This is a genomic window from Flavobacterium sp. ASV13 (assembly GCF_000745775.1).
Taxonomy (GTDB): Bacteria; Bacteroidota; Bacteroidia; order Flavobacteriales; family Flavobacteriaceae; genus Flavobacterium.
The window spans coordinates 194,485-219,386 of the sequence record NZ_KN050752.1 but is presented as its reverse complement, the minus strand read 5'-3'; the positions used below and the strand labels follow the sequence as shown (position 1 = coordinate 219,386).

The 24,902-nt window shown below is 33.9% G+C and carries 18 protein-coding genes; 7 read left to right on the top strand and 11 right to left on the bottom strand.

The features are described 5' to 3' along the window. Positions 1-28 precede the first annotated feature (28 nt). Both GQ47_RS21500 and GQ47_RS21495 read right to left on the bottom strand, forming a co-directional pair. Positions 29-2,035 carry a glycoside hydrolase family 97 protein gene (locus tag GQ47_RS21500; protein ID WP_035652963.1) on the bottom strand — a complete coding sequence of 669 codons (2,007 nt, stop codon included), beginning with the start codon at positions 2,033-2,035 and terminating at the stop codon, positions 29-31. A 96-nt stretch (positions 2,036-2,131) separates the two neighbouring features. Next, positions 2,132-4,621 carry a glycoside hydrolase family 2 TIM barrel-domain containing protein gene (locus GQ47_RS21495; protein WP_035652961.1) on the bottom strand — a complete coding sequence of 830 codons (2,490 nt, stop codon included), beginning with the start codon at positions 4,619-4,621 and terminating at the stop codon, positions 2,132-2,134. Positions 4,622-5,020: 399 nt separating this feature from the next. On the opposite strand from GQ47_RS21495, the gene GQ47_RS21490 reads away from it, so the two are divergent. The 3 genes from GQ47_RS21490 (at position 5,021) to GQ47_RS21480 (ending at position 9,216) form a co-directional block, all read left to right on the top strand. Beyond that, on the top strand, positions 5,021-5,737 hold the full coding sequence (locus tag GQ47_RS21490; protein WP_035652960.1) for an NUDIX hydrolase: 717 nt from the start codon (positions 5,021-5,023) through the stop codon (positions 5,735-5,737). 163 nt (positions 5,738-5,900) lie between these two features. Next, positions 5,901-7,697 (top strand): translation elongation factor 4, encoded by a 1,797-nt coding sequence (gene lepA, locus GQ47_RS21485; protein WP_035652957.1) that lies wholly within the window; start codon positions 5,901-5,903, stop codon positions 7,695-7,697. 109 nt (positions 7,698-7,806) lie between these two features. After that, complete coding sequence (locus GQ47_RS21480; protein ID WP_035652954.1) at positions 7,807-9,216, top strand: pentapeptide repeat-containing protein; 1,410 nt, start codon at positions 7,807-7,809, stop codon at positions 9,214-9,216. 52 nt (positions 9,217-9,268) lie between these two features. Here GQ47_RS21480 and GQ47_RS21475 read toward each other — a convergent pair whose 3' ends face one another. Continuing rightward, entirely contained in the window at positions 9,269-9,763 is a 495-nt protein-coding gene (locus GQ47_RS21475) for a hypothetical protein (protein WP_035652951.1), read from the bottom strand. A gap of 16 nt (positions 9,764-9,779) precedes the next feature. Then, positions 9,780-10,298 carry a hypothetical protein gene (locus GQ47_RS21470; protein WP_035652948.1) on the bottom strand — a complete coding sequence of 173 codons (519 nt, stop codon included), beginning with the start codon at positions 10,296-10,298 and terminating at the stop codon, positions 9,780-9,782. A 202-nt stretch (positions 10,299-10,500) separates the two neighbouring features. On the opposite strand from GQ47_RS21470, the gene GQ47_RS21465 reads away from it, so the two are divergent. After that, positions 10,501-11,463: a helix-turn-helix transcriptional regulator gene (locus tag GQ47_RS21465; RefSeq protein ID WP_035652945.1), complete on the top strand. Its 963-nt coding sequence runs from the start codon at positions 10,501-10,503 to the stop codon at positions 11,461-11,463. A gap of 48 nt (positions 11,464-11,511) precedes the next feature. On the opposite strand, the gene GQ47_RS21460 is transcribed toward GQ47_RS21465, so the two are convergent. After that, positions 11,512-12,012: a DinB family protein gene (locus GQ47_RS21460; RefSeq protein WP_035653519.1), complete on the bottom strand. Its 501-nt coding sequence runs from the start codon at positions 12,010-12,012 to the stop codon at positions 11,512-11,514. Between the two features lie 46 nt (positions 12,013-12,058). Then, positions 12,059-12,538, bottom strand: coding sequence for a DinB family protein (locus GQ47_RS21455; RefSeq protein WP_035652942.1), 480 nt, complete (start codon positions 12,536-12,538; stop codon positions 12,059-12,061). Between the two features lie 246 nt (positions 12,539-12,784). Here GQ47_RS21455 and GQ47_RS21450 point away from each other — a divergent pair, with 246 nt between their 5' ends. Both GQ47_RS21450 and thiL read left to right on the top strand, forming a co-directional pair. After that, a complete protein-coding gene (locus tag GQ47_RS21450) occupies positions 12,785-16,840 on the top strand; it encodes a T9SS type B sorting domain-containing protein (protein ID WP_081909404.1) in 4,056 nt (1,351 codons plus the stop codon). A 132-nt stretch (positions 16,841-16,972) separates the two neighbouring features. Next, positions 16,973-18,019, top strand: a complete 1,047-nt coding sequence (gene thiL / locus GQ47_RS21445; protein ID WP_035652936.1) for a thiamine-phosphate kinase — start codon at positions 16,973-16,975, stop codon at positions 18,017-18,019. A gap of 89 nt (positions 18,020-18,108) precedes the next feature. Here the strand turns inward: thiL and GQ47_RS21440 are convergent, their stop codons facing one another. From GQ47_RS21440 to GQ47_RS21420, 5 genes are all read right to left on the bottom strand, one after another. After that, the gene (locus GQ47_RS21440) at positions 18,109-18,807 is read right to left on the bottom strand and encodes a response regulator (protein ID WP_035652933.1); all 699 of its coding nucleotides are present in this window, start codon (positions 18,805-18,807) and stop codon (positions 18,109-18,111) included. Then, on the bottom strand, positions 18,797-20,854 hold the full coding sequence (locus tag GQ47_RS21435; RefSeq protein WP_035653516.1) for a tetratricopeptide repeat-containing sensor histidine kinase: 2,058 nt from the start codon (positions 20,852-20,854) through the stop codon (positions 18,797-18,799). Before GQ47_RS21435 ends, GQ47_RS21440 begins: the two co-directional genes overlap by 11 nt. A 96-nt stretch (positions 20,855-20,950) precedes the next feature. Then, positions 20,951-21,187 carry a hypothetical protein gene (locus GQ47_RS21430; RefSeq protein WP_035652931.1) on the bottom strand — a complete coding sequence of 79 codons (237 nt, stop codon included), beginning with the start codon at positions 21,185-21,187 and terminating at the stop codon, positions 20,951-20,953. Between the two features lie 178 nt (positions 21,188-21,365). Continuing rightward, a complete protein-coding gene (locus GQ47_RS21425; RefSeq protein ID WP_035652930.1) occupies positions 21,366-22,265 on the bottom strand; it encodes a LytR/AlgR family response regulator transcription factor in 900 nt (299 codons plus the stop codon). Between the two features lie 253 nt (positions 22,266-22,518). Further along, positions 22,519-24,060 (bottom strand): glycine--tRNA ligase, encoded by a 1,542-nt coding sequence (locus GQ47_RS21420; protein ID WP_035652929.1) that lies wholly within the window; start codon positions 24,058-24,060, stop codon positions 22,519-22,521. A gap of 98 nt (positions 24,061-24,158) precedes the next feature. On the opposite strand from GQ47_RS21420, the gene GQ47_RS21415 reads away from it, so the two are divergent. Further along, positions 24,159-24,842, top strand: coding sequence for a ComF family protein (locus GQ47_RS21415; protein ID WP_035652928.1), 684 nt, complete (start codon positions 24,159-24,161; stop codon positions 24,840-24,842). The last annotated feature ends 60 nt before the right edge of the window (positions 24,843-24,902 follow it).

Here is a 24,902-nt window from a genome sequence, read left to right as displayed (position 1 = left end):
AGTTATGTTTTTTTAAAATCTAAAATAATTATAATTTCTTGAATCTTACTGCCGCGCCACCAGCTCCGCCTAAATGTAATTTCAGAACATCTGAAGCTTTTACTGCCTTCTTTGAAATTGCAACGGCTTCCGGGTTGTGTTTTTGATCAGTTTTTTCGGCATCAGCATAAATTTGTGCCTCGTAATTTGCATTAGAATCTAAGAAAGAAAGTGAAATTTCGAGCTCTCTTGGTTTTTCATTTGTCAAAGCTCCTAAGTACCAATCGGCGCTGTTTCTATCTTTTCTTGCTGTTGTGATATATTCACCAATTTTTCCTTCTAGGATTTTAGTGTCTTCCCAATCTGTTGGAACATCTTTTAAGAATTGTAAAGCCGGTTTTCCTTCGTAATTTTCTGGAAGATCAGCCAACATTTGAATTGGAGAATAAATTGTTACATACAATGCCAACTGCTGCCCAACTGTTCCCTGAATTCTTTTTCCCGGATAACCTTGTTTTACCTCAACATCAAAAATTCCAGGCGTAAAATCCATTGGGCCTGAAAGCAATCTTGTAAACGGAATAATCGTCAAATGGTTTGGCGGATTTCCTTCGCTCCAGGCGTTATATTCTTGTCCGCGTGCTGCTTCTCTTGAAACCATGTTTGGATAAGTTCTACGTTCTCCGGTATCTTTTATTGATTCGTGATATAAAACTGCTAAATTATATTGTGCTGCTTTTTCTAAAATATATCTGAAATAATTTACTCCAAATTGCCCAAAGTGCATTTGTTTCATATTTAATTTAGAGCCGACGTGGCCAATTTTTACGGTATGAATTCCGAGTTTTTTGTATAATTCAAAACCATCGTCAACTTGTTTTAAATAGTTGATTAAGTTTGAACCTGTTTCATGATAGCCAATTAATTCAATATTGTTTTTCTTTCCGTATTCCACGACTTTTTCTAAATCGAAATTATCTGCGGTTTTGGTGAAACTGAACATATGCATTCGGTTTTCATACCAACCCGGCGTCCAGCCTTTGTTCCAGCCTTCGATCAATAAATGATGGAAACCTTCTTTAGCAGTAAAATCGATATATTCTTCGGCATGTTTGGTTGTTGCGCCTTGTTTTTCACTTTCCCAAAAAGTGTATTTTCCGATGTGCATTCCCCACCAAATTCCTAAATATTTATACGGTTTAAAATAGCTGTTTGTGTTTTTTAATTTATTTGGTTCATTTAGATTCAAAACCAAATATGAAGTAATCAATTCTCCCGGATTTTCTCCAATTTGAATAGTTCTCCAGGAAGAAGTAAACGAATCTTTCACACGAACTTTTACACCATCAGCCCACGGCACTAAATCTGATTTTAATTCTGTTCCTTTATTATTTACCAAAGTCATACTGGCAAAATCTACCAAATTTGCTTCGTGAAAACTTAAGGCCAAACCACTTTTACTCTCAATTGTTAAGGGAGTCAAAACGGTATCCAAAGTACTTACCGGAGCATCTTTAAAAAGATATTCGTCACGGTTTTCCCTGTTTGCCGGAATCCACCACGCTTTTCCATCTTCTTTTAAATTAAAAGTCGTTTTTTCATCCATGATGAAAATACTGTCTTTTACATTTTGTTTTGGATAAACATATCGAAATGCAACTCCGTCATCGAAAGCTCTAAACTGAATTTGTAATTTTCTTTTGTTTCCTGTTTTTTGCTGTAAATCGACTACTAATTGATTGTAGTGATTTCTAATATTTTTCTTTTCTCCCCAAACTTGTTCCCAAGTTTCGTCAAAAGTCGAAGTTTTAGTTCCTTTTATTTCAAAATTTGAGCTTAGGTTTTCATTTCCTTTTAAAACAAATCCCATATCTGATGACGCAATCACTTCTGTCTTCCCATGAGAAACGGCATATTTTGGAGCATTTTGTACCAACTCAAATTTGATTTTATTTTGTCCGTTTGGTGATGCCAATTCATAAGCGTCTTTCTTATTCTGACTGTATCCAATCGAAACTGAAAGCAATAAAACGGGAAGAATTAGGTGTTTTTTCATGATATTTTTTTGTTTTTTAATAAATCGGACGGAATTAGGCTTCCGCCCGATTTAAAACTCAATAAAAACTTATTTTTAATATTCGCTACTCATATTTTATTCTGCAGTAATTACAATTGTTGCTGATTTTAATCCATTTGCTTTAGCCGTTAATTCCAATCTTCCCGATTTAGTATCCGATTGAACGATCACTAAACATTTTCCGTTAAGAGCAGTATGTTTTGAACCTTTATACGACTCGTGACTTACCGGATCACCGCTGCAAACGCCTACTATTTTTCCGTTTCCTTTTAAAGAGAAATTGATTTCATTATTTGCATTTGGAGCCAAAGTTCCGTTTGCATCTAAAATATCTACTGTTACAAATGACAAATCATTTCCATCTGCTTTAATGGTGCTCCTGTCTGCAGTCAATTTTAAATTTTCAGGATTTCCGGCTGTTTTGATTTCGGTTTCTAAAACTGTTTTTCCGTTTTTACGAGAAACTGCTTTTAATGTTCCGGCCTGATAAGGAATTCTCCACATTACGTGCAAGTCGTCTCCTTTTTTGCTTCTGATTCCAACAGATTTTCCGTTTAAGAAAAGTTCAACCTCATCTGCTTTATTATAATAAGCCCAAACATCGACAGTTTGTCCCGCTTTCCAGTTCCAATGTGGAAAAATGTGAAGTACGGTTTTGTCTGTCCATTCACTTTGGTACATATAATAAACGTCTTTCGGGAAACCGGCCAAATCTACAATTCCGAAATATGAACTTACCGATGGCCATTCGTATGGAGTTGGTTCTCCGATATAATCAAAACCTGTCCAAATGTACATTCCAGATAAGTAATCATGTTTTTTAATCACTTTCCATGTTGCTTCATGCGTAGAACCCCATGGCGCCTGAACCTGATCGTAAGCAGAAACTGTATTGCCCGGATTTCCATCAGTAAACTTAAGATCCCATCTTACTGGCCATTTTTTTACTACATCCGAAACATTGTCATAATAACCACGAGTCTCCAATCCTGAAGTTGTTTCAGTTGCAATAAAAGGTGTTTTTGGGAAGTATTCTTTATGATGTTCATACGTTTGATGCGCATAATTATATCCGATTAAATCTAAAACTCCAGAAGCTGCAATTGGGTTAACCTGAACATTCTTTTTTTCAAACTGAAGCGTTACTTCATCGATATTCATATTAACCGGCGGATTCATCGCTGCAGTAAGCGGACGAGTTTTATCATAATCGCGTACAATGCCGGCCAATTCTTTTGCAATCTGTACTCCGGTTTCACTCCATTGATCCGGAATTTCATTTCCAATGCTCCAAATAAAAACACTTGCATGATTACGATCACGAAGCAATTGGTCAATCAAATCTTTTTTATGCCATTTTTCCCAATCGTTTGTGTAGTCGTATTTCGTTTTATTTGTTTTCCACATATCAAAAGCTTCATCCATAACAATGAAACCCATTTTATCGCATAAGTCTAAAAGCTCTGGAGCGGGAGGATTGTGAGAAGTTCTGATTCCATTAACTCCCATTTCTTTCAGAATTTCAAGCTGTCGTTCGATTGCACGCGTGTTGATTGCAGAACCCAACGGTCCCAAATCGTGATGCATACAAACTCCTTTAATCTTAACTTGCTTTCCGTTTAAAATAAAACCTTTTTCAAGATCAAATTTAAATTCTCTGATTCCGAAATTAGTTTTGTATTGATCTACAATTTTATCGTCAAGCGAAATTTCCGTAACTGCCGTATACAATTCTGGTTTGTCAACTGACCATAAAATCGGAGTTTCAATTTCTGCAGATTGTTTAATTATCGAATTGGCGTTTGCTCCAATTGTTATATTTTGAGTAACCGATGTTACTTTTGTATCTTCTTTATAAATTGATGTCGTTACAACTGCTTTTTTTGAATCCGAATTTTGATTCTGAATAGTAGTTTCAAAATTAACTGAAGCCTTTTCAGCAGTAACTTTTGGTGTTGTAACATAAGTTCCCCATTGTGCAACGTGTAATTTATCTGTCGTTTCGATCCAGACATTTCTAAAAATTCCTGAACCCGAATACCAGCGTGAATTGGGTTGTTTTGAATTGTCAACTTTTACAATTATTTCATTTTCTTTTTCTCCATAATTTAGATATTGAGAAATTTGATATTGAAATCCAATATATCCATTTGGACGTTTTCCTAAATAATGTCCGTTTATCCAGATTTCACTGTTTTTGTAAACGCCGTCAAAAGTGATTGAAGTTATTTTTGTACTGTCTTCTGCAGCAACTTTAAATGTTTTTTTGTACCAGCCTAATCCTCCAGTTAAAGAACCTCCGCCATATCCGGCTGGGCTTTTTTCATCAAATTTTCCTTCGATGCTCCAATCGTGCGGAACATTTAACGTTCTCCATTTTGTTGAAGCGCCAATGGTATCTTTATCAACAATGCTGTCATTGAGGTGAAAACTCCAATCAGAATTAAAAGAAACTTTTCGGCTGCTGAAGGCCTCTTCATTTTTCTTGCATGAACTGAATAATGTAATTACTGCCAGCATTAAGAATGCCAGTTTACCGCTTAAATATTTTCTTTTATTTTTCATTTAGATATAATTTTTTGAAAATTTTTGAAAAACAAATATAAACATACCATTCTGTGACTGTATCAATCTCCTACCGGTTAGTTTTACATATTTAAGTAATTAAAGCCTTGGTTTATAGTAGAAAACCATTCAAAGATGATCTTTTCCAACTCGGCTTTCATTTCTTATAAATACAATGATGCTGAAGCTAATCCAACAAGCGTACTAATTAAATTTCAAAATTAAATTAATAACACCTTATGGTTAAATAGACTACAAGTATAGTGCTAATTTTCTATTTTGGCAAAATATCATATCTATTTTTCTTTTAATTTGCATAAATTTGAACCTAAGATTGACAATAAAATAACCTAATAGAGGGTTAATTTCGAATTTTAAACACCGTTTATAAAGACAAAAATGACATTTCCTTCTCCTAGAAAACTCGAAAAACCAGACAGCAATACAGCCATTGATGGCATTACGATTGACTGCGTTATTTTTGGATTCAATAAAGCTAATTTGGAAATACTTTTAGTGCAGCATGCCGAAGGGGAAAGTATTGGAAAATGGGGTTTGCTTGGAGGTTATCTTAAAAAAGAGGAAAGCGCTGATGAGGCCGCACAGCGAATTGTGTATGAACTTACAACACTCGACAACATCTACTTAGAGCAGCTGAAAGCTTTTACAAATCCAAATCGTGTCAGCGAACGACGTGTTGTAACTATTGGCTATTATACTTTGGTAAATCGTGAAGACTATAATATCAAAGCAAGTCAAACGGTAATTGAAGCAAAATGGTACAAAATCAATGAGATTCCAGATTTGATTTTTGACCACAACGAAATTCTGGATTTTAGTTTACTGCAACTTCGAAACCGCGTACGTCAGGCGCCCATTGGTTTTAATCTTTTGCCTGAAAAATTCACTTTGTTGCAGTTAATGCATCTTTATGAAGAAATTCTCGGAATTGAATTGGACAAATCGAATTTCCGCCGAAAAATTCTCCACATGAAACTCCTCGTTGCACTCGACGAAAAACAACAAGATGTTTCGCACAGAGCTGCAAAACTCTATAAATTTGACCCTGATATTTACAAAAAACTGACTGAAAAAGGATTTAATTTTGAATTTTAGCGTTTCTTTTGAATCTCAGTTGCCAACTATCGGGCAACTACATTTCAGAATCCAAAACTTTGCGCTATCTTTGCGCCTTAATAACATGCTCTAAAGCAATTGCTGCAGTGCAATTTATACCCAAAAAAAGACTTAAACTCGATTAGAGAACTGATATATTAAAATGAAGAAGATACGTAACTTTTGCATTATTGCACACATTGACCACGGTAAAAGTACACTGGCAGACCGATTATTGGGCGCTACACAAACCGTTACAGCTCGTGAAGAAAAAGCACAATTGCTTGACAACATGGATCTGGAGCGCGAGCGTGGAATTACCATAAAAAGTCACGCCATACAAATGGAATATACCTACAAAGGGGAAGAATATATTTTAAATTTAATTGATACTCCTGGTCACGTTGACTTTTCATACGAAGTTTCAAGATCAATCGCTGCCTGCGAAGGTGCGCTTTTGATTGTTGATGCTGCTCAAAGTATTCAGGCACAAACTATTTCGAACTTATATTTGGCTTTAGAAAATGACTTGGAAATTATTCCGGTTTTGAATAAAGTCGATTTACCAAGTGCTAATCCAGAAGAAGTTAGTGACGATATTATTGATTTACTTGGATGTAAATTAGAAGATATTATTCACGCTTCTGGAAAAACAGGTTTTGGTGTTGAAAATATTTTGGCTGCCATTATCGAAAAAATTCCAGCTCCAAAAGGAAATCCTGATGAACCATTACAGGCTTTGATTTTTGACTCGGTATATAACCCGTTTCGTGGAATCGAAGTTATCTTTAGAGTTGTAAATGGCGAAATCAAAAAAGGGCAAAAAATTAAATTCATGGCTACGGACAATGAATATTTTGCTGACGAAATTGGAACTTTAAAACTAAACCAAGTTCCTAAAAATGTGGTTTCTGCAGGAGATGTTGGATATTTGATTTCAGGAATTAAAGAAGCACGCGAAGTAAAAGTTGGTGATACAATTACAGATGCAAAAGTGCCGACTACGAATATGATTACTGGTTTTGAGGATGTAAAACCAATGGTATTTGCCGGAATTTACCCAGTTGATACTGAAGATTACGAAGATTTGCGTTCATCAATGGAGAAATTACAATTGAATGATGCTTCGTTGGTTTTTGCTCCTGAAAGTTCTGCGGCATTAGGATTTGGTTTCCGTTGCGGATTCTTAGGAATGCTTCACATGGAAATTATTCAGGAACGTTTAGAGCGTGAGTTCGACATGACTGTAATTACTACAGTTCCTAACGTTTCGTATTTGGCTTACACCAAAAAACATCCAGAAACGCCATTAGTTGTAAACAACCCTTCAGATTTACCAGAACCTTCAAAACTAGACAGAGTTGAAGAGCCTTTTATCAAAGCAACTATCATTACAAAATCTGACTTTGTTGGAAACGTAATGAGTTTATGTATCGAAAAACGCGGTTTAATTACCAACCAAACATACTTAACAACAGAACGTGTTGAATTAAATTTTGACATGCCATTGGCGGAAATTGTATTCGATTTTTATGACCGTTTGAAAACCGTTTCTAAAGGTTATGCTTCTTTCGATTATTCTCCAATCGGAATGAGAACTTCGAAATTAGTTAAATTGGACGTTCTTTTGAATGCACAAACTGTCGATGCACTTTCTGCATTGATTCACGAAGACAATGCGTACAACATCGGTAAAAAAATGACCGAGAAATTACGTGAGTTAATCCCAAGACAGCAATTCGATATTCCGATTCAGGCTGCAATTGGAGCTAAAATTATTGCGCGTGAAACGATTAAAGCACTTCGTAAAGACGTTACCGCAAAATGTTATGGTGGAGATATTTCGCGTAAGCGTAAACTTCTTGAAAAACAGAAAAAAGGTAAAAAACGTATGCGTCAGGTAGGAAATGTTGAGATTCCACAAGAGGCGTTTATGGCTGTTTTGAAACTTAACGACTAAGCTTTAGAAGAAAGAATCAAGAAACAAGATTATAAAAAAACCCGATAACAAAAGTTATCGGGTTTTTTGTTTATTAATTGTATATATATTTACATAAACCAAATATAATATGACAATTACAGATCTTGAAAAACAAATTTCTGATGGCAAATCAGAATTTATTGGAGAAACTATTCAAATATCAGGTAATGGCACTTTCATTACTGGAAACTCATTGTTATTCATTCAAAATCTTACATTTGATGATTGTATATTCATAGGAACTCATTTAGAATTTGAAGACGTAACAGTAAGTGATTTCTATCTTGGATTTTTTAACTGTACTTTTCATGTTTCAATTGCAATTAAAGACTGTAGTTTTAACAGATTAGGTTTTAGAGATAATAAATCAAGTAAATATATTGATATAAATGGTGGTCATTATAAAAATTTCTTTTTCAGAAATAATGATATACAAGAAAAAAAAGAAAATATACTATCTGGTAATATTTCAATCTGCAATTTAATTATTGACGAAAGAATTGAATTAGATTATTTGAATCATACAAATGGGGAATTTGATTTTTCAAATAATACGTTAGGTACTAACGATTTTGAAAGTAAAAACAAAATCATAACTTTTGAGAACTCTACATTTGATACTGTAAAATTTGACGAAACAAATTTTATCATACAAACAACTTTTGAAAGAATGGAAATCAAAACAAACTGTGCCTTTCATGATTGTCAATTTAATAAAGTAGATTTTACATCCATTATTATCCGGAAAATTAATTTTATAAATTCCAAATTCTATAAAACTTCACTATTTCATTATGTCAGAGGTAATACATCAGGAAGAATAAATTTCGAAAATTGTTCTTTTGAACAAGTTGTTCAATTTAACGGCACAAAGTCCTCCCGCTTTAGACTTGACGATGTTGAATTTAAAAAAATAGTTTCTTTACAAGACACTTCCTTTGATATAATTTTTATTGATCGAACAGTTTTTGAAAAAGGAGCTCTATTTGATGATATAAAAATTAAAAACATTGGTGACTGTCAAAAAAGAACGATAAGAACAATTAAACAAGAACTGCAAAAATCTGAAAACCGCATTGATTATAACCGTTTTAGAAGTTATGAGCTAGCGGCACATTATAATGAGTTAAATTGGAATTGGAACTCAGGATTTATTGATAAATCAATTTTATTTCTATCTAAAATTTCAACAGATTTTGGAAATAGCTGGAGAAAAGGGCTAAGATTTATAATCGTTGTTGGTTTTTTATTTTATCTATTGCTTTACATTTTTGAAAATCGAAATTATATACTTGACTTATCAAACTATGAGAATTGGGAAAGATTAATTTCTGGTTTTTTTAGATTTTTATTGATAACTGATTTTTACAATCCCTTAGAAACAGATAGGATTTATCTTACCAATCCTTTTAGTTGGTTAATTTTCATTTTGGGAAAAATATTTATAGCTTTTGGAATCTATGAAATGATTCAATCCTTTAGAAAATTTAAAGCATAAACTTTAAATCATAAAAAAAAACCGATAACTTTCGTTATCGGTTTTTTTGTTTTTATGCTGAAGGCTGCGTAAAAGACCAACCTGCTATGATTAAGTCCCGAACGACTTCGTTTCTTTCCGCTCCATCTTCCAGCGTATAAATATCATGTCCAACAACAAAAGACTCTGTCATTTTCTTTGATCCATAAATACCTCCAAAAATCATTGCAAAAATTCCTCCCACTACAACAAACGGATTAAGCACCATGAAGTTATAAACCAAAAGAGAAATTGCCGCCACAATAGCAACTCCTGTTATTAATTGTGACTTCGAAGTTGATTTTTCATGAATTGTTTTACAAGAAGAACATCTTGGAATTCCGATTAAAATTTTAGAATATTTAACCGATCGGTATACGATAATATTAGTTCTGTCTGCTTCTACAAAAAGCGGTACGAAATAGCACTCGCTCATGCTTTTCATATGATCTCGTTCGCAGTAGGTACATTTGGTTTCGTGCGGTTCGAATCTTTTATAATGTTCATTAAAAGAGTAATTTTCAATCATAAATTTAGTTTTTAAATTAGTCTGAAGGTAAAATTTGGGATAAGATATATTTAATCAATAAACCCGGGCCGAAAGAAAACAATAACGGAATAAGAATTTCTAAATTCAAAATAGTACTTCTTCCTTTAAAATAGAAACCACAGGCAAAAGGCATAATCACTGCGGCTATAGCATAACCAACCATTCCAGGAATTGGATTATCCTGGTTTCCATAGTACCCACAAAAACAAGCAACCATGATAGATATTAGAATTACTAAACCATCATTTCCACCAAACATACCCAAGAAAGTTGTAATCATAATCACAGCACCAAAAGCAACATTGCCTCTTTCTTCAGTTGCTTTTGCTTCTTTGGTGTCTTCATAAAGATCATCTTTATGGCTTTTGATTACTTTTGTTAAAAGTTCTTTTGCTGTAACAGGATCATAACCTAACCGAATTAAATCAATCAGTTCCTGATTCGCATCAAAAGTTCCAGCACGAAGCTTTTTTTTAATTTCTTCTTGCTTCGCATACGAAAAATCAGTCTGCATTTGGTTTGTTTTTAGTTGCGTTAAAAATACATCTTTTTTTAAATCAGCTACTAAAGGGAATAAAAATAATTAACAAGATAGTTCCTGATATTTCAAAACTGTCTCAATTTGGGACAGCTTTTTTACTTACTAAAATTTTGAACCTTTGTATCTTTGAACCTCTGAACCTTAGAACCTCTGAACCTTAGAACCTTTAAAAAAAATGCTCGACGAAACTCCAAAACGATTTGACCGAATTGTTGCCATTCTCATTCAATTACAATCTAAAAAAATTGTGAAAGCACAGGAATTGGCTGATCGTTTTGAATGTAGTCTGAGAACGATTTACAGAGACATTCGAACACTTGAAGCTTCCGGAGTTCCTATTTACAGTGAAGCCGGTGTGGGTTATGCCTTAATGGACGGTTACAGATTACCGCCGGTAATGTTTACTCGTGAAGAAGTAAGCAGTTTTATTGCTGCCGAGAAATTAATGCAAAAATTTACCGATCCATCTCTGGGAAGCCATTATGCTTCGGCGATGTATAAACTGAAATCGGTTTTAAGAAGCACTGATAAAGATTATCTTTCGAATATTGAATCGCGAGTTGTCATGCAGACCATTGAACAACCCATGTTTAATGATAATTCACCCAATACTTTATCGCTACTTTTTGAAGGTATTGCAGAGAAAAAACAAATTTTGCTTTCCTACAAAACGTATGAAACTGACGAAACTACACAAAGAAACATAGAACCTGTCGGCGTTTTTCACGACAATAATAATTGGTATTTTCTAGGATATTGCCATTTGCGTCAGGATTACCGTCAATTTAGAACCGACCGGATTCAGGAAATTAAAAAAACGGAATTTGACTTTACGATTGAACATGATGCTTTGGAAACGTATTTAACCAAAACCGAAAATTGTCCAACAACAAAAGTGAAGATTTTAGTAGAGAAGAAAATTGCAAGATATTTGACAACAGAACGCAAATATCATGGTTTCGTTTCCGAGAAAGAAATAGGCAATCAAATTGAAATGACTTTTATGTCCCGAAGTGTGGAAGAAGGTTTTCCGCGCTGGTTTTTGATGTTTGGCGATTATGCCACAATCCTCGAACCAGAAAGTCTAAAAACTAGAACTTTGGAATTGCTAGAAGTCAACAAACAAAGGCTTTTATAGAAAAAAAACTCCTAAAGAAACTAAGTTGCATTAGGAGTTTTTTGATTTTTATTTCTGATTTTTTACAACATTATAAAAATTATAATCTGTATTTGAAGCGTCGGTTATACCAACATTTCTGCCAATAGTTACAATTTGTCCACGGTGATAAGTTCCATGATTGATAACCTGAAGCAAATAATCAGCAATTGGCAGTTCACATTCAAACCACGGATTAATGATTTTAACTTCTCTCGCTAAATCTTCTTCAGACAATGAATTGATCAGATGTTTCAATTTTGTAGATGAATTTAATAAGCCTGCGAAGATTTCTTCTTTCGATAATTCATTTTCTGGTTTCTTTTGTGACATATCATTTTCAGAAATAACAGAAAACCAATATTCTTCGGTAGACCAAATATGATCTAGTGTTTTTACAATGGTTGAAAAACTTGAAGGTACTTCTGCATACAACAATTCATCTGATTTCGGCGAAAGCCAATTCACAAATTGCTGGTTTACCCATAAATTATAATCTGCATAATTGGTCATTATCTTTTTTAAGCTCATAGCCATTAATTTTAGATTTATTCAATAAAGTTACAATTTTGCGCGATTATCTTTCCCAAAAAAATGGAGGTTCGATATTTAAGGCTCTTAAATAAACATAAGCCTGTCCACGGTGATGTACTTCATTATCAATAAAATACAAAATATTCTGAATGATCGGGAATTCATATTGTCCGAAAAGATTAAAGGTTTCACTAAAATCTTCTACAGATAATTGTTCCCAATATTTGTTGATTTCTGCTGTCGCTTCATCCCATTTTTCAAGATATTGCGCTTTAAAAATCAGTTTTTCTTCTGCTTCAGTATAAGGCTCGCTTTTACGATTTACAATTCCTTTTAATGCCGGAGCTGCAATTGCTAAAAGTTCGTCAACTAATTTTGCGAAAGGACGCATTCCGCCAATTGAAAATTCGAAGAAATCTTTCTCTGGAAAAATCTCAATTAAACGGCGTGTTAATGCACGATGTCCTTGCCAGTGTTTCAATAAATCTTCTGAAGTAATTACTTGTGCTTCTAATGTTTTCATGATTTTAAGGTTTTAAAGTTTTGATACTTCAAAAGTAAAATGGGCTGGTGACAACAGTTTGTCAGCAGGAAAAAAAACTTTTAATTTTCTTTCTAAACTGCCTGATTCATTTTTAAAAAGTCACAAAATAAAATTTGTCTCACAAATCAAATCTCAAATCGAAAACATCTTAAATTATTGATTTTCATTAAATTAAATAAAAATCATTTGTACCTTTACGTCCCCTCAGTCAATAAAATCAGAATTATGAGAACATCTCTATTTCTATTTTTATTATTTTATTCGACTATATCTTTTTCACAGGAGATCATAGTGGACACTATCTCCTTGAGCATACCTCAACTGGTTCGGGAAGAATTAATGCAAAATGCCTGCGCTAACGAAAATAACTTTAAGTTTTCATCACATCAGGGAATTGGCAAATTCACAAATACGAATCCGAATTTTCCAATTTCAGAAGGTATTATTATTCGAAATGGAATTGCAAAATATACAGAAGGAAGTTATACAGGCAACAATGAAAGCAGTCAATTGAATGATGCCGGCGACAACGATCTTCAGACAATAAGCGACAGTAATGGACAAACGGTTCCAATTACAGATGTGAATTATATTCAGTTTGATTTTACTCCTTTGTCCAGCAATTTTAGTTTTGATTTTCTTTTTGCGTCTAATGAATATGGTGAATTTCAGTGCGGTTTCAGCGATGTATTCGCTTTTATTTTAACCGATTTGACGACAGGAGTTTCTACAAATTTGGCAGTAGTTCCCGGAACAGCAACGCCAGTTTCGGTCAAAAATATCAGAGACGGACAGTACAATTCTTCCTGTTTATCGGCAAATCCCAATTTATTTGGCCGTTACAATGTAAACAATCCAACAGAATCGGCTATAAATATGAGAGGAGAAACCAAAGTTTTGACGGCTTCTTCGACGGTAATTCCAAATAGAGCCTACAGCATAAAACTGGCGATTGGCGATTACAACGACAGCAGTTATGATTCTGCCGTTTTCATAAAAGGAGGAAGTTTCATGACTTCTATGGATTTAGGCCCCGACAGAAACATTTGCGAAGGTGAAACAATCACGCTAAGATCCGGTCTTGTAGGAAACTACAATTATGTTTGGACTTTAGACGGTACTACAATTTCTGGCCAAACAACCAATTCATTGACTGTGAATAAATCGGGAACATATGGAGTTACGGCTACACTTTCGGGCTGTATTATAAAAGATGAAGTCGTGATTAGTGATTTGGTTATTAAACCTGCCAAAAATTTAATTGCCTGTTATACTACAAATGGCATTTATAGTTATGATTTAACGCAAAACAATTTGAATACTTTAGGTATTAATCCGGCAGAATATTCTCTTTTGTATTTTACTAGTTTGGCTGCGGCAAATGCAAACGGACCTGTGATTCCTCAAAATCAATTAAATTCTTTTACAAGCGTCGGTAATCAAACTATTTATATAAAAGCCGTGTCAATCAATAACAACAATACGCTTTGCAATAATTTGATTTCCTTTGAATTGCTTGTAACAGCTCCCATCAACATTACAAAACCTCCTGATTTGAGTTTTTGTAACACAAACTCCGGAAAAGTCAGAGTTGATTTGACTGTTCAGGAAAATCAGATTATAAACGGTTTAAATCCATCAGAATATAAAATTACCTACCATACAAGTCAGGCAGAAGCAAACAGCGCCACAAATCCGATTTCAAATCCGGATGCTTTTATTACTTCTTTATCACAGTCACCGCAAACAATTTGGGTTAGAGTCGAAAGTCTTCAAAATTCCTTTTGTTATCGTACAGTAAATTTCAATATCATAATTTATGCACTTCCGCCAGTAAATGATATTCCTGACGTTATCGCCTGCAAGAGTTATACGCTGCCTCCAATAAATTTTGGCTTTTATTATACGGGCCCAAATGGCACAGGAACAAGAATGAATGCAGGAGATGTCATTACAAAATCGGGAGCTTATTACATTTACAGCGGACCAACTGCAAACAATTGTACCAATGAAAACACTTTTAGTGTAACTCTTATTTATGAACTAGAATTTTCAAAAGAAGCCTGTGGAAAATACATAGTTCCTAATGTAGTTGCAGGCGGATTTTTTACTGAAGCAGGCGGAAAGGGAAATGTTATTCCGAGCGGAACATCATTTACAACAAGCCAAACTATTTACTATTATGCCGTAATTGACGGAGCAGTCTGCACTGATATAGCTGTACCTTTTATTGTATATCCTTTGCCATTAGTAGATCAGCCCAGCAATATAGTTACTTGCGATTCTTACGTATTGCCTCCTTTGACAAATGGAAACTACTTTTCGCAATCTGGTGGTTTAGGAATTCCTTTAAATGCAGGAGACAGAATAACATCTAGCCAAACTGTTTATGTCTTTTCGAATGATGGAAGATGCACAAATGAGCACTCGTTCAAAATCGATATTATAGATTCGTCACGTTTTATTCCCATAACACAATGCGGAAGTTATGAGCTGCCATCAGTTGAAATAGGTGGTTATTACGATAGTCCTGGAGGTCAGGGCAAAAATATTCCGCCTGGAACAGTTATTACTACATCTCAAACTGTGTATTATTTTGCCTCTACAAGTACTTCTCCCAATTGTACTTATGATTTAAAATATCAAATCACGATAAAACCTTTGCCTTTGGTCGATACGCCAAATAATAGATTGGAGTGCAATCGTTATACATTGCCTTCATTGGTTAATGGCAATTATTTTACGGATACAAATGGCGGCGGAACTCCATTACACGCTGGAGATGTTATTACAGAAACACAGACAATTTATGTTTTTTCGGTAGGAACTGATTGCACCAATGAACATAGTTTTGTTGTCGAAATCAGACCATTGCCTCTGGTTGACAATTTTACAGATGTAGTTACTTGTACAAATTTTAAGCTTCCTAAATTAAAAAACGGACACTATTTTTCTGCTTCAGGAGGGCCTTATGGGACAGGAAGTCAGCTTACCGAAGGAACAATAATCAATACAACCCAAACTATTTATATTTATAACGAATGGCCTGATTTTGCAAAGTGCAGCAATGAAACTTTTTTTAAAATTAATGTCAACGGAATTGACGTAGGAACTTTTGACAATATCACTACATGCGACAGTTATACGTTGCCACCTTTAAAACTAGGCAATTACTATTCACAACCCAAAGGAAAAGGCTCCGTTATTCCTGCCGGAACAATTTTAACGACCTCACAAACTATTTATGTTTATGCCACTGTTGGGACTCGCCTAACTTGTTCCAGCGAAAAGAGCTTTACAGTAACCATTTCTTCAACACCAATATTGACTCCACTTCCAGATATTGCAGTTTGCAAAACCTATACCTTGCCCACTTTAACTGTTGGAAATTATTATAGTGGACCAAATGCAACCGGAATTCGTTATAACCCTGGCGAACAGATAAAATCAACTCAGCAAATGTACATTTATGCTGTTGCTGCGACAAATCAAAATTGTGTTTCGCAAGATGATTTTACTATTACCATTTATCCTTTAAAAGATTTTACAATAAAAAATGGCGTAATCTGCGTCGACTATCTAACAGGAACATTACTTGAGCCAACACAACTGAATTCAGGGCTTAATCCAAATGAATATACAGTTGACTGGTTTTTAAATGGCGATAAAATAAATGCAGGATCCTCTTATACTGCAATTAAAGAAGGAATTTATACAGTCGTCCCCACAAAAATCGGTTCAATTATTGGTGCTGATTGCGGTTATAATACCACCACCGTAACAGTCGAAAAATCTAGTCCGGCAATTGCAACGCTAACTGTGACTGACGCTTTCGAAGATGATATAGACATTATCGTAACCGTAACAAATGGCTTTGGAGTCTATGAATATCAATTAGACGATGGTAATTTTCAAACGAGTAGTGTTTTTTCAGATGTTGATTCCGGAAAACACGCAATTACGATAAAAGACACAAAAGGCAACTGCGACAGTCTAATTTTATTCGCCAATGTTCTAAAATACCCTAAATTTTTCACTCCAAATAACGATGGTTATAACGACACTTGGAACATCACAGATCTTACCATTCAGCCAGATGCAGTTATCAATATTTTTGATCGTTATGGCAAACTTTTAAAACAACTTCGTCCTGCAGGTCCGGGCTGGGACGGCAATTACAACGGAAACCCGCTTCCTTCTTCTGATTATTGGTTTCAGGTTTTTTACAAAGAAGACCAAATCGATCAGGTTTTCAAATCTCATTTTAGCTTAAAACGGTAATCTGACAAATGTAGTTACACATCGAAGCGCATCTCTATAAAAAAACTTAGTCCCTTAGCACCTCAGAATCTTAGCATCTTTAAAAAAAACCTTTGTACCTTTGCACCTTAATAACTTTGGAACTTAAAAGAAATGATAGAAGATAAAAATCCGCAACGCACCAGTTTAGCACAATTAGGCGAATTTGGCCTTATTGACCATTTAACCCGAAACTTTGATGTTACACAGGAATCTACTTTAAAAAGTATTGGCGACGATGCAGCAGTGTTAGATTTTAAGGATAAAAAAGTTGTTGTTTCTACTGATTTATTGATTGAAGGCGTACATTTCGACCTAGCTTATATGCCTCTGAAACATTTAGGCTACAAAGCAGTTGTTGTAAATGTGTCTGACATTTGTGCGATGAATGCAAAACCAACTCAAATTACGGTTTCTGTTGCTGTTTCTAATCGTTTTCCGTTGGAAGCTTTGGAAGAATTATTCGAAGGAATTACGCATGCTGCAAAAGAATATAAAGTTGATGTTATTGGCGGAGACACGACCTCGTCTCAAAAAGGATTAATTATCAGCATCACTGCAATTGGTGAAGCAGCTGAAGATGAAATCGCATACCGAAATGGAGCAAAACAAACCGATTTATTAGTTGTTACCGGAGATATCGGTGCGGCATACATGGGATTGCAGGTTTTAGAACGTGAAAAACAGGTTTTTCAGGTAAACCCAAACAGTCAACCGGATTTAGATCCTTATACTTATTTGGTAGAAAGACAATTAAAACCAGAAGCAAGAACAGATGTGCGTACTCTTTTGCATGCTCTTGAAATAAAACCAACTTCAATGATTGATATTTCTGACGGATTATCATCAGAGATTATTCATATTTGCAAACAATCAAAAGTGGGTTGTAATTTATATGAAGATAAATTGCCATTGGATCCGCAATTTATTTCGACTTGTGAAGAATTCAATATTGACAGTACAACTGTTGCGATTAATGGAGGTGAAGATTACGAGCTTTTGTTTACAATCGACATCAACGATTTTGATAAAATAAAAGGGAATCCAAATTTTTCAATTATTGGCCATATGACAGAAGAAAATGAAGGAATTCATCTTGTTACTCGTGCAAATACAAAAATTGCTTTAAAAGCCAGAGGATGGGACGCTTTGAGCGAATAATTTTCAAACATCTCAAATAAAAAAATTCCAAATTCAAAATGACTTAATTAGCATTTAGAATTTGGATTTTTATTTTTTGGATTTTATATCTAAAAAAGGCCCTTGCTTTTCGCTTCTTTCAAAAGTTCTTCATCAGATCCTGTTCTTATTTTCAGCAATTCTTTCAGATTGGTTTTTCGTTTTTCAATCGCTGCTAAAGAAATCGGAATATATTGCGACATGTCCTCCGTTTGTGTGCCTTTTGATAAATGAAACAAAATCTGTTTATCAAACTCATCGATTTCAATAGAGTTATGCGGAGACTGATTTACCATTTTCACTACAGACTGACTGTAATATTTTTCGTTTTTCATTACTTTATCAAACGCAAAAAGAAGTTCATCAAAAGTCAGATCATTTTTAATAATTAAACCATTTGGATTAATTGTCCGGATAATCGTTTTTATTTTCAGCAGCTCAGTATACATCGTAAGCAGAATCACTTTGCAGTCTGGCATTTTTTTCAAAATCAATTTTGCCAGGTCCTCGCCTGAAAAAATTTCTTTTTCTTCATAAGCAGGCATACTGATGTCTAAAAATGCAACATCAAATTTTGGTGTCGATTCATTTTCCAACAAATCATAAGCAGATCTGCAATCATAAGCCTGCGCAATATGAAACTCATATTCTTTAGGATTATAACGCGTTATAGCGTTTTTGTATCCCTCAATAATAAAGGGATGATCGTCGACAATTAAAATGTTTCGCGTGATTAAGTGCGAAATTGGAGCAGATAAATCAAATGTCATTATTATGCAGGTTAATTTTTTGATCGATTGGGACTTTAACAACAAGAAGTGTACCTTCTCCTTTGGCAGATTTTATAGTAACTGTACCCTTACATTCCGTCGCCCGATATTGAATATTGTGCAACCCAATACCGTTTTTAGTTCGTTTTGCGTTAAAACCTACTCCATCATCTGCGATTGACAAAACTAAATAATTTATTTCACTTTTAAACTCAACCGTAATGGTATCCGCATCTGCATATTTATTACAGTTTTGAAGCGCCTCTTGTATAATTCTATACAAATTAATTTTGACGATATTGCTTACCAGATCCCATTTTATATTAGAATCAAATGTCGTAATTAATTTTGAATCATACGTATTTCTCTGATCTTCAAAAAGTTTCATCAAAATCGCAACAAAATTATTAATTAATTCCGATTTTTCTCTATTTAAGTCATGCGAAATTTCGCGAATATCTTCTTCAATATGCTTAAGCTCAGTTAAATACTTTTTTCTTTTCGCGCTAGCCTGAGCTTCATCAACTTTGTCGAGACTGTCTAAACTGATTCTAACCCCAAACATTCTGCCTAAAACGCCATCATGCAATTCCTGCGCTACTTTTTTCTTTTCTTTAATTCGGGTTAGTTCAATTTCATTTTGTTGAGAAATCATTAAATTGTAAATATCTTCATTTGCAATTTGGTGTTGCTGCTTAAAAAGTAATTCCCTGTTTTTTGCCTGTTGCGTTTTATAAACATAAAAAAACAAACCCACTAAAGTACAAATACTGAATACATAAACTAAAGTCCTGTTTTTTTCCTGAAGATTTGAATTCTGATCCTTTATTTCATTGGTTTCATATTCAATTCTGGAGAATTTCTCACCCATTTTTCGTTCTGCCTTCAACATTTTGTCATTCAACTGAATATATTCGACAGAATAAATAGAAGCGTTTTTTGGATCAATAGTAGCTGTCTGCTTCAGTGCTTCTAATGTATTGACCAATTTACTGGATGTTCGCGACAACGCTAAAGCTTGTTTTGAAAACTGAAGCGCCTTAAAAGTATCTTTTTTAAAAGCAAAATATTCAGACAAATGTATTTTACAAGATACAACTCCGGAAGAAAGACCAAGACTATCTCTAATTCTTAAAGATCTATAAAACAAATCAGGTAATTGCGCTGATTCTCTTCGCTTAAATTTAGAATAACCTAAGTTATCCAGCAGAATAGCATACAAACCAGCCCTGTCTTCAAAAAGGTTTTTTTCTCTTAAACCACGTTCAAAAAAAACTTTCGCCTGACTGTAATTCTTCATATTCATATAGATAAAACCAATATTATTCAATGAAGCTGCCCTGTATTGCAACTCTAATGGTATTGATTTATCGTCTAAAATCTGCAAAGCTTTATTTTGAAATTCCAAAGCTTTTTCAAACTCTTCTCTTTCATTGTACAGAATTCCTAAAAGATTATAGCTTTCGTAATAAAGGTCGTTTACTTTTTTTTGTTTCTTTAAACTGCTTAAAGCTTTAAAAACAGCTATTTCGCTCTCAAAGAAATCACCTTCATTGTATTGCAGACTCGCTTTATTTAAAAATGTTTTTGCCAAATTATATTGATCATTCATTTTCAGATAAAACTTTTCAGCTTTAAAATAATACAAAAAGGCACTGTCAGAAACGGACTGAGAATCATAATAGTCTCCCAGATAAGTATAGGCTTTTGCCATATGGACAGAATCCCTAGACTTTTGTGCTCTTTCTAAAATTAAATTCGTCGTTTTCAGATAACCTTTCCAATCGCTCATATTGTAATAACGATTGGCAATTTTAAAAAGATTCACTTTATTGAGCGAGTCGTCTTCCTGATCTAAAATGACACGGAGCGCTTTTTGATTATAATTTTGCTTGACACTTAAAGGAAGATTATTTTCGTTTGCCAACGAAAGGTAAATAGGAAGACTATCCTTGGGAGAAGTTAGATCTTGATCTGATTTTGCATTTTTATTGCATGCAAACAAAACAAAAAATAAAAGTAATAGTATTTTACATTTTTTTTTCAATTGTTTCTTTTGAGTTTTACCAAAAATAATAAAACTATAGACACAAAAAAAGGCCGTCAATAAATTGACAGCCTTTCTGCACATCTAAACTTACGTTTAGTCTATTTTTTTATCTGATCCAAAAGCTTGATTCACACTAGAAAAGTTTGATTGGCTATTGTTTAATGTTTGATCGTTTGTTCCGTGAAAATCAAGTTTTTTTGTTCTTCCTGTCGCACCGCCGTCAATTATTGTATCAGAATCTGCTAAATAAGTTGGATTTTCTGGAGCTGCAAAAGAAGTTGCAACCATTACTAAAGAAAATAATCCGAATGTTAAAGCTGTTTTTTTCATGATCTGAGGTATTAAGTTTTTTTTGATTTTTTTGTTTTTGGGGCTGACCGCTCTCTGCGAATCGTTGGTGTAAAATTATGCCCGTCAACGAAAAAAATTTACATGAAAAATGGAGTTTATGGTAGATCATGCCCAAATGATAGTCACTGGGCGTCAAATTCATGTAAACACTTAATATTTAGACCTCTATGTAATTTCCAGCGGAGAAATTTGCAATGATTAAATCTACATTTGCTTTATAAGTTTTGGAAAAAGGGACCTTTTTAGGCGAGTTTTTTATGTAACAAACTGAGTTTCCGTTATGAATTCGGGAAATGTAATTTTGATTGATGATATAACTGTTGTGAATTCGTATAAACGGATGTACTAAAATACTTTCAAAATGCTTTAAAGTCTTAAAGGCCGTCACCATTTCACCAGAATTTAAATAAATATCTGTAGAATTATTATCTGCCTGGAAATAGCAAATATCAGCTGCATTCATATAGCGGTAATCACCGTACGATTTTATACAAAGTATAAGTGGTTGTTCAATTATTTGAGGTACTTGGACTTCTTTAACAACAATTGGAGTTTTTTGCTCAACGCTAATTGTATTCATTTCTTCTTTTAAAGGCATTATTTGAGCCTCTAAAGGATTTTCTTTAACAATCTCGACCAAAGGCTCAACTTCGACATTTTTTTGCGTTTTTGACTCTATTGCAAGCTTTTCTAGTTTTAAAAGTGTTTTTACAAGATCAACATGTGTCAGAGGTTTCAAAATATAATCAAAAACGCCATACTGAATTGCGTCAAAAGCCAGATCCTTTTTTAAGGTTGTAACAATTATTTTTGGAACAACTGACAAATAACGATACAGTTCGCCCACAAAAGCAAGTGATAAATTGCCTGAAGAATTTTCAGAATCAATTTCTAAAAAAACAAAAGAAGGTTTATACTCTAAAACCAGATTTAATCCCTGCTGATAATTCGTAGCCGATCCTATAAAAGTCAATTCTGAAAAACCTTCTGCAACAATTCTGGTTTTCAAAACACTCTCAGCGTCATTGTCAATTATAATGTAGGAATATTTTTTCAATTTGGTTTTAAGCAGTTTTTAAAATGAACCTAAGCTTTTCGCCTTCAAATTCATTTTCTAATTTTAATGTATGATGCGCAATTAAATTTACATAATTTATTTACGCAAATAATTCATTGTTAACACATTACATTAAAATGTTAATACAAAAAGCTGAAATGCATAAAAGTTCGATGAAATGCATTTTTCAAAATTAAAAAAATCCCAAACTCCAGCGAGGAATTTGGGATTTATATAGTGTTAATTAAGAAAATTACATTTTCATCAACCAGTTTTTCATCGAAACTTCGTTTTCAATAATTCCTTTTAATTCAGAAATCTTAACACGATCTTGTTTCATTGTATCTCTATGACGAATTGTTACTGTTTCGTCTTCAAGAGTTTGGTGATCTACTGTGATACAGAAAGGAGTTCCAAGAGCATCTTGTCTTCTGTAACGACGACCAACTGCATCTTTTTCATCGTACGCTACATTGAAATCCCATTTCAAATCTTCAATGATTTTTCTTGAAACTTCTGGCAATCCATCTCTTTTAATTAATGGAAGTACTGCTGCTTTAGTTGGCGCCAAAACTGCAGGCAATTTAAGCACTGTTCTTGTAGAACCGTCCTCTAAAGTTTCTTCTTGCAACGATGTTGCAAAAACAGCTAAAAACATACGATCCAAACCAACTGAAGTTTCTACTACGTATGGCACATAGTTTTCATTCAATTCAGGATCAAAGTATTGCAGTTTTCTTCCTGAATATTCTTCGTGTGCTTTTAAGTCGAAATCTGTACGAGAGTGAATTCCTTCTAATTCTTTAAAACCAAATGGGAAGTTGAATTCAATATCTGCAGCTGCATTTGCGTAATGCGCTAATTTTTCGTGATCATGAAAACGATAGTTTTCCTTTCCTAATCCTAAAGATAAGTGCCAGTTTAAACGAGTTGTTTTCCAGTGCTCGTACCATTTCATTTCTTCACCTGGGCGAACGAAAAATTGCATTTCCATTTGTTCAAATTCACGCATACGGAAAATGAATTGTCTTGCAACGATTTCATTTCTGAAGGCTTTTCCAGTTTGAGCAATTCCAAAAGGAACTTTCATACGACCAGATTTCTGAACATTTAAAAAGTTTACGAAAATACCTTGTGCCGTTTCTGGACGCAAGTATAAATCCATTGCATTTTCTGCAGAAGCACCAAGTTTTGTTCCAAACATCAAGTTGAATTGCTTAACCTCTGTCCAGTTTTTCGAACCCGTTTCAGGATCAGCAATTTCAAGTTCTTCAATTAATGCTTTAACATCGGCTAAATCTCCAGCACCTAAAGAACGTCCTAAACGCTCTCTGATTTCTCTTTCTTTAGCCAAATATTCAATAACACGAGCATTTGTAGTTACAAATTCTTCTTCATTGAATGCATCTCCAAAACGTGCTTTTGCTTTTTCGATTTCTTTTTTAGCTTTCAGATTAATTTTTTCAGCATGATCTTCAACTAAAACGTCAGCTCTATATCTTTTTTTAGAATCTTTATTGTCAATCAAAGGATCATTGAAGGCATCAACGTGGCCTGAAGCTTTCCAGGTTGTTGGATGCATCAATATCGCCGCGTCTAAACCGACAATATTTTCATTCATTTGAACCATTGATTTCCACCAATATTCTCTAATATTCTTTTTTAATTCGACACCATTTTGTGCGTAATCATACACTGCACTCAATCCATCGTATACTTCGCTCGACGGAAAAATAAATCCGTACTCTTTTGCGTGCGAAACCACATTCTTAAATAAATCGTCTTGTTTTGCCATAGTGATGCAAAAATATAAAAAGTACTTTTAAAAAAAAGAAAAATAATAAAGATTGGAGTTTGAATTTCGTTAGTTTTGTAACTAAATTCTTTCTATTTGTGTTTAAATCTATAATAAATCTGTTTTTTCCAAAAGTTTGTGCCGGATGCCGCCAAATTTTACAGACCAATGAAGTTGTTTTTTGTTCAAAATGCCGTCATGAATTGCCTCTGACGCAATATCATCTGGATTCTAAAAATGAAGCTGTTAAAAAATTTTATGGGAAAGTTGAAATTCAGCATGCATCGGCATTAATGTATTTTATAAAAAAAGGCATTGTTCAGGAATTGATCCACAATTTGAAATACAAAGGACATGAAGAAATTGGCACTGTTTTAGGCAGTTGGTATGCCGAAGATCTAAAAGAGTTAAAACTGGATAATCCTTTTGAAATTGTAATTCCAGTTCCGCTTCATCCAAAAAAATTTAAAGAAAGAGGTTATAATCAAGTCACGACTTTTGCAAAAGCACTTTCGGAAGGATTGAATCTCACTTTTGATGATCGCATTTTATTCCGAAAGAAATATTCTAAAACACAATCAAAAAAGAATCTTTTAGGAAGAACTGAAAACATTGAAAACATTTTTGATGTGAAATTCTCTGAAGAAAATCACAATAAACATTTTTTAATTGTTGATGATGTCCTGACAACAGGTTCCACTCTTGAAGCCTGTTCCAAAGCACTTTTGAAAATTCCGGGAGCCAAAATTAGTATTGTTTGTATGGCTATGGCGAACTCATAAAAGAAGAAATCCAAATTCCAATTGATTAGCTTTTGGAATTTGGATTTTTTTATTTGAAGT

Bases quoted from the DNA above. Each gene is read 5' to 3' on its own strand.
- GQ47_RS21500 (WP_035652963.1), bottom strand. From the start codon at position 2,035: ATGAAAAAACACCTAATTCTTCCCGTTTTATTGCTTTCAGTTTCGATT.
- GQ47_RS21495 (WP_035652961.1), bottom strand. From the start codon at position 4,621: ATGAAAAATAAAAGAAAATATTTAAGCGGTAAACTGGCATTCTTAATG.
- GQ47_RS21490 (WP_035652960.1), top strand. From the start codon at position 5,021: ATGACATTTCCTTCTCCTAGAAAACTCGAAAAACCAGACAGCAATACA.
- lepA (WP_035652957.1), top strand. From the start codon at position 5,901: ATGAAGAAGATACGTAACTTTTGCATTATTGCACACATTGACCACGGT.
- GQ47_RS21480 (WP_035652954.1), top strand. From the start codon at position 7,807: ATGACAATTACAGATCTTGAAAAACAAATTTCTGATGGCAAATCAGAA.
- GQ47_RS21475 (WP_035652951.1), bottom strand. From the start codon at position 9,763: ATGATTGAAAATTACTCTTTTAATGAACATTATAAAAGATTCGAACCG.
- GQ47_RS21470 (WP_035652948.1), bottom strand. From the start codon at position 10,298: ATGCAGACTGATTTTTCGTATGCGAAGCAAGAAGAAATTAAAAAAAAG.
- GQ47_RS21465 (WP_035652945.1), top strand. From the start codon at position 10,501: ATGCTCGACGAAACTCCAAAACGATTTGACCGAATTGTTGCCATTCTC.
- GQ47_RS21460 (WP_035653519.1), bottom strand. From the start codon at position 12,012: ATGAGCTTAAAAAAGATAATGACCAATTATGCAGATTATAATTTATGG.
- GQ47_RS21455 (WP_035652942.1), bottom strand. From the start codon at position 12,538: ATGAAAACATTAGAAGCACAAGTAATTACTTCAGAAGATTTATTGAAA.
- GQ47_RS21450 (WP_081909404.1), top strand. From the start codon at position 12,785: ATGAGAACATCTCTATTTCTATTTTTATTATTTTATTCGACTATATCT.
- thiL (WP_035652936.1), top strand. From the start codon at position 16,973: ATGATAGAAGATAAAAATCCGCAACGCACCAGTTTAGCACAATTAGGC.
- GQ47_RS21440 (WP_035652933.1), bottom strand. From the start codon at position 18,807: ATGACATTTGATTTATCTGCTCCAATTTCGCACTTAATCACGCGAAAC.
- GQ47_RS21430 (WP_035652931.1), bottom strand. From the start codon at position 21,187: ATGAAAAAAACAGCTTTAACATTCGGATTATTTTCTTTAGTAATGGTT.
- GQ47_RS21420 (WP_035652929.1), bottom strand. From the start codon at position 24,060: ATGGCAAAACAAGACGATTTATTTAAGAATGTGGTTTCGCACGCAAAA.